Source organism: Candidatus Gastranaerophilales bacterium, from assembly GCA_028696075.1.
Lineage (GTDB): Bacteria > Cyanobacteriota > Vampirovibrionia > Gastranaerophilales > JAILCC01 > JAQVHS01.
Genome location: JAQVHS010000006.1, coordinates 69,343 through 75,342 on the forward strand (window position 1 = coordinate 69,343; position 6,000 = coordinate 75,342).

The 6,000-nt window shown below is 40.4% G+C and carries 4 protein-coding genes; all 4 read left to right on the forward strand.

What is annotated here, in order from left to right; translation table 11 throughout:
• The first annotated feature begins 9 nt into the window (after nt 1-9).
• The 4 genes from nadB to PHX18_05535 all read left to right on the forward strand — a co-directional run bounded on the left by nadB (nt 10) and on the right by PHX18_05535 (nt 5,664).
• Nucleotides 10-1,836 (forward strand): L-aspartate oxidase, encoded by a 1,827-nt coding sequence (gene nadB, locus PHX18_05520; protein ID MDD3594069.1) that lies wholly within the window; start codon nt 10-12, stop codon nt 1,834-1,836.
• On the forward strand, nt 1,817-2,656 hold the full coding sequence (gene nadC / locus PHX18_05525; GenBank protein MDD3594070.1) for a carboxylating nicotinate-nucleotide diphosphorylase: 840 nt from the start codon (nt 1,817-1,819) through the stop codon (nt 2,654-2,656). Before nadB ends, nadC begins: the two co-directional genes overlap by 20 nt.
• A 37-nt stretch (nt 2,657-2,693) precedes the next feature.
• Nucleotides 2,694-4,922 (forward strand): hypothetical protein, encoded by a 2,229-nt coding sequence (locus PHX18_05530; protein MDD3594071.1) that lies wholly within the window; start codon nt 2,694-2,696, stop codon nt 4,920-4,922.
• 124 nt (nt 4,923-5,046) lie between these two features.
• On the forward strand, nt 5,047-5,664 hold the full coding sequence (locus tag PHX18_05535) for a type II secretion system protein (protein ID MDD3594072.1): 618 nt from the start codon (nt 5,047-5,049) through the stop codon (nt 5,662-5,664).
• The last annotated feature ends 336 nt before the right edge of the window (nt 5,665-6,000 follow it).

Sequence of the window (6,000 nt, forward strand, 5' to 3'; positions counted from 1 at the left end):
TTGCTTCAAATGCTCGCGCATTTTCGCAATGACGGCAAAATAACCTCCCAGCTGCCTAGCCGCTCAACTTCCCAGCTGCTTTCCTATGGATTGCTTCAAATGCTTACACATTTTCGCAATGACGGCAAAATAACCTCTTCACTTCTTCAACTTAAACTATTGTGTTTAGAGTATTTTAAGCGTATACTCTTGAAAAAGCTTGGGGCATCAATGAAAAAATCAATCTATTCATTAATTATTGTAGGAAGCGGTATAGCAGGACTTTATGCGGCGTTAAAAGCGAGCGAGCTTTTGAAGCCGCATAATAAAATCCTCATTCTTTCAAAATCAGACTTAAAAGAAGGTTCTTCTCTTCATGCGCAAGGCGGAATTGCTTCTGTTTTGCCGCAAAACAAAGAAGACTCCGTTCCGTTGCATGTAAAAGACACTCTGTTTGCAGGCGCGGGACTTTCTGATGAAAAAGTAGCGGAAGCCGTGGCGGAAAAAGGCGCACAAATTATCGACGATTTAATCAAAAAAGGCGTTTTGTTTGACAGGGATGACAACCAGAACGTGGCGCTTACGCTCGAAGCCGCTCACAGCGTCAGAAGGGTGCTTCATGCAGGAGGGGATGCAACCGGAAAATTTATCGCTCAAGCGCTTTCTAAAAGGGTTTTAGCGGATTCCAATATAGAAATTTATCCTTACTGTCAGGCGGTAGAGCTTTTGATTGATGATAACAGCGCCTGCAGAGGGGTGGTTATTTTGGATGAAAAAACCCAAACCCATCAGGCAATTTTTGCCAATGTTGTTGTGCTTGCAACAGGCGGAAGCGGGCAGCTGTTCGCTAACACTACTAACCCTTCTGTTTCAACAGGAGATGGTGTGGTTTTGGCTTATAGGGCGGGTGCAACATTGCAGGATTTGGAGTTTGTGCAGTTTCATCCTACGGTGTTTAAAGCCCAAACAAATGAAGAAAGCAGTTTTTTAATTTCAGAAGCCGTCAGGGGCGAAGGCGCAAAATTAAAAAATATCAACGGTGATGAATTTGCAAAAAATTATCACCCCAAAGCCGAACTTGCCCCCCGTGATGTTGTTACAAGGGCAATTTATTTTGAGATGAAAAAACATCTCTCAGACAGAGTGTTTCTTGACGCGGCTAAAATCCCCAAAGCTCAATTAACCAGGCGCTTCCCGAGCATTTATGCAAAATGTCTTGAATACGGTATAGATATTACAAAAGATTTAATCCCTGTTTCTCCTGCCGCGCATTATTTTATGGGCGGGGTTAGGGTGCGCTCCAACGGCAAATCGGATGTAGAAGGATTGTATGCAACAGGCGAAGTCAGCTGTACTTCTTTGCATGGCGCAAACCGTCTTGCCAGCAACTCTTTGCTTGAGTGTGTTGTTTTATCGGATGAACTTGCAAGGAATTTTAAGCTTGATGAGCGCAATCACTCTTACCTTGAGGATGAAAAAATCGCCCAAACTTTGCAAAAATACGACGATTATAAAAAACCCGAACCCTCTGACGTATCTGAATACAAAAAGCTGCTAAAAGACATAATGTGGCAGTATTGCGGTATTATAAGAGATGAAAAAGGGCTGAAAGCAGGCTTGGAAAAAATTGCAAAATTGCTTTCAATCCTAAAATCGGATATATTTTTTAGTACGCAGGAATATGAACTTAAAAATATGCTTACGTTATCTTATTTAATGATGAAATCCGCTTTAGAACGACGGGAGAGCAGAGGTTCTCATTACAGAGATGACTTTAAAAAAACAAGCTCAAGCGCAAAGCACAGCTATACAAACATATCAAGGAAAGGTCGCGAAGATGAAATATTTTTTGAATGAGTTTTTGATAGAAGAACATGTTAAAAACGCCATTAAAGAAGACATAAGCTTTTTTGACATTACAACAGATGCAATATTTACCGATGATTACACCGATACGGTTAAACTGGTTACCCGCACGGAAGGCATTTTATGCGGAATTGATGTGGTCAAAACGGTTTACAAAATTGTAGACCCTGAAGTAAAAGTTAATATTTTACTGCAAGACGGTACGAAGCTCCGTAAAAATGATACTATTGCTACAATTACGGGAAAAGTAAACTCTATTTTAAAAGGCGAGCGTGTCGCCCTGAATTATCTCCAAAGAATGAGCGGGATTGCTACTTTGGCAAACAAATTTCAAAAAGCTGTAGAACCGTATGCCGCCAAGATTGTTGATACCAGAAAAACAACCCCCGGATTCAGATTGTTTGAAAAATATGCGGTACAGACAGGAGGCGCGTATCTGCACAGATTTAATCTGTCTGATTGTGTTATGTTAAAAGACAATCATATCAAGTTTGCAGGCGGTATTAAAGCAGCGATACAGAAGGTAAAAGCAGCATCTTCTTTTGCGCATAAAATTGAAATAGAAGCGGAAGATGTTTCACAGGTAAAGGAAGCGCTGGATGCAAAAGCTGATATAATTATGCTTGATAACATGAGTTTAGACCAAATAAAACAGGCTGTATCGCTGATTAACCGCAAAGCAATCGTAGAAGTAAGCGGCAATATTTCCTTAGATAATATCAAGACAATAGCTTCTTTAGGAATTGATATTATATCTACAAGTGCAATGCAAACTACAGCAGGTGTGCTTGATATCGGTCTGGATGCTTAATTTTATAATTACAAAATTTTGAAACAGGAGATTTTTTATGCAACAGCAGGAATTAAAATTTAACCCCGAAGCAAAAACACTTAGTGATTTGTTTGCAGCGTTGAAAAAAATATATTTTAACGAAGTTGATGAGGCTAAAATCTCTCAAATTCAAACAATAGTGCGGGAAAAAGGCTATTTGCCGTACTCTCACCAGCATGCGCTGGAAGAGTTAACCCCGTTTGAAATTATCACGGGGCTGGAAGCAAAATTCCGCTATAATAAAGTCTTTAACGACAACGGTTTTGATTTTACGGACCTTAGCCCTGTAAAAAGAGCGGGTTATGATAACTCTTCATGGATACAACAGGAACAGCATGAAATTAAATTAATCAATCTTTGTGCTTTGGGAAACGGTATGCAGTGCGAATTTCCGGCGAGTTTTATTGATATTTTAACCCAAATTCTCATTTTACCTTCCTGCGGTGAAGGCAGATTGAGTGCTACGGCTTATTTTGTGCCGTTTCATCCCAGAGAATTCGGCTGCGCTTATTTGCCGAAAAGTTCCGAGGTATCAGAAGCGCTTGAAGACAAATTTGTTTTAGAAAGACTTAACCTTGATGCCAAGGCTCAAATCCAGCTTGCGCTTGCTTTTGCGCAGCTTGCAGGACATCCTGTAATGTACGATGTTTTGCCTCAAACAGGCAGATTTTCAAAGGCAGTTTTGTCTAACCCTTATATTGCAAGATGGTTTGATATAGCAGCTTTGATTAACGAAATTGAAGCGCAAACCGATAAACTTAACTGTTCCAAAGAGGTAAAAACCCTGCTCAAATCCCGTTTAAACGGTGATTATGTCAATATCCCCGATAATTTAAGCGAGGAGTACGAACAGGCGGAAAAAATTCTTTTAGCCAAGAAAAAAGAACTTTCAAACAACATGACCAAAAAAGAAAACCAGAGATTAATCCATAAAAAAGTTAAATCTATCGTATGTGAATTAATCGGCAGACCGCAGAGCGCAATGTTACATGAAGAAGATATAACCAATCAGAATGATGTTACCTCAACATTGATTTCCCAAGGGCTTTGGCCTGCTCCCGGCGGGGCGTGGAATTCCTGCGGGGTGCCTGTTTTTGATAAGATGAGCGAGGGCGCTTCTTATCCCGTGTGCAGGCACTTTAACATTGACAAAGAGGATGTAACGAACTTCGCCAACCTTGACTGCCAAACCCCGTATTACTTTGTAAACCTGGAAGACGGGACATATAATCAGGAAGTTATTGATTATTATATTAATGCCTTGCACCAATTGCAGGAAGACTACAATTTTGACGGTTTCAGAGTTGACCACATCGACCATATAGTAGACAGGGTTTCGCAAAAAGACGAATGCCCGATAAGCTACCGCGCGCCGAAAAAAGTTTTAGGCGAAGCAAACCGTTCTTTAAAATCCAAGGTTCCGCACTTTGCAGCTTTAGCCGAATATATGCTTTGGGACGGGTTTTTAAAAGAATACCATCAGGACATGGCATTTGACTTGTTGTGGGGGAATGATATTATTTCCCAAAGCGATAAGAGTGTGGAGAATATTTTAAAAGACCTTCAAACCCTCGAAGAATATAACTCTTCGCTTGAAGCCGATATGCCGAAACTATCTATTTTAAAGACATATAATAATCAGGACGGCGAATTTGAAGCAATAGACCAATTTCCGGGGCAGTTAACCGAAAAAGGAGCATTATTTAAATGGCTTAAATATAAACTTTTAATAGGCGGCGCCCACGCCCGCAGACCCATTTTGTACATTGACGGGGATGAATCCTTTACCAAAACGGGCTGTGAACATACTATAGGCAGCGAAGTTTCTTTAAAAAGGGAACGTAATGACAAATTCTTTGCCAAATTTAACGCTGTTTCAGAATTTGCAAAGACATGCCAATTTTGCCGCGAGGGCAAAACAGAACTCTTAAGAGCTGATGAGGACGGTTTTGTAGCATGGATAACAACGGCAAAAGGCAGAAGCGAAAGCCTGCTTGTTGTGGCAAACGAACAATATCCGACGGAAAAAGTCCGCAGCAAAGATGAAAACGGCTGCGAAACAGTGAATATTAAAGGCGGCGTGCCTGTTGTTAATAAAACCCTTGATTTAAACGGGAAAAAAGTGAAATATGAGTTCGTGTACGATAAACAGGGCAGTTTTGTCAAAACAAGGCGGAACGATGAAATAGAGCTGTTTTACGACCAATTGAAGCCTTCGCGCTTTAGAATATATTTGGTAGAATAGTTTTTCAACAATGGAATTTATTGTAAATTAATATAAACTACTGGATTTTTTTAAAAATTATTTGTATAATAAACCCATCAGTTATAAAATTAATGTTATTTAAGTAATAAGAAGGAATTAAAACATGATGAAAAGAAATGCATTTACACTTGCAGAAGTATTAACCACCTTGATGGTTATTGGTGTTGTAGCTGCAATGACTATCCCCGCGTTGATAAATTCAACCGACGACCAGCAAAACAGAGTAGCTTTTAAAAAAGCAATGTCAGTACTTGGGCAGGCAATTCAGCTTAACGTAGCTAAAGAAGTCGATGAATGTTTTGTTACGAATGCCGGTGAATGTGAAGATGGGACAGATGAAGGGTTTGCTACATGGATTAATAACTCATTATCAGGCACAAGAAATGGTAATACTATCACTACTCCCGACGGCATGACTTATACGTTTTTTGTAGACGGTGCGGATAGCATATCAGAATGCGGAACGGAAGCTCCCACTTATTCAGGAGCAGGTGATGTAACAGCTTTATCATGTGGTGTAATGGTTGATGTGAATGGGACAGGCAAAGGCACAAGGGCTCTTCCTGCTGCTATGGCAGCCAGTAATGCCGTAACTGACCAATATCCTCTTATCATAACCAGTGTGGGTGTTTATCCTTTTGCTAATAATGGATATTCCAGAGCGTGGCAGGCTATGTATGGTGAAAATGCAGCAGCACCTAATGATGTAGCTTTTGAATAAAAATTTAAAAAATAATAAAAAATACTCCCTTAACTGAGGGGGTATTTTTTTGCCGACATGTCATTGCTGTCCAGTAATAACGAACTCTTAAGCTCTTAACCTCAATCCCAGCCTCCCAGCTTCTCGGCTTCCCAGCTTCTTTCCTATGGATTGCTTCAAATGCTTGCGCATTTTCGCAATGACGGCAAAATAACCTCTTCAACTCTTAAACCCAATCCCAGCTTCCCAGCTGCCTAGCTGCTCAGCTTCTTCCCCTGGATTGCTTCAAATGCTTGCGCATTTTCGCAATGACGGCAAAATAACCTCTTCAACTCTTAAACCCAATCCCAGCTTCCC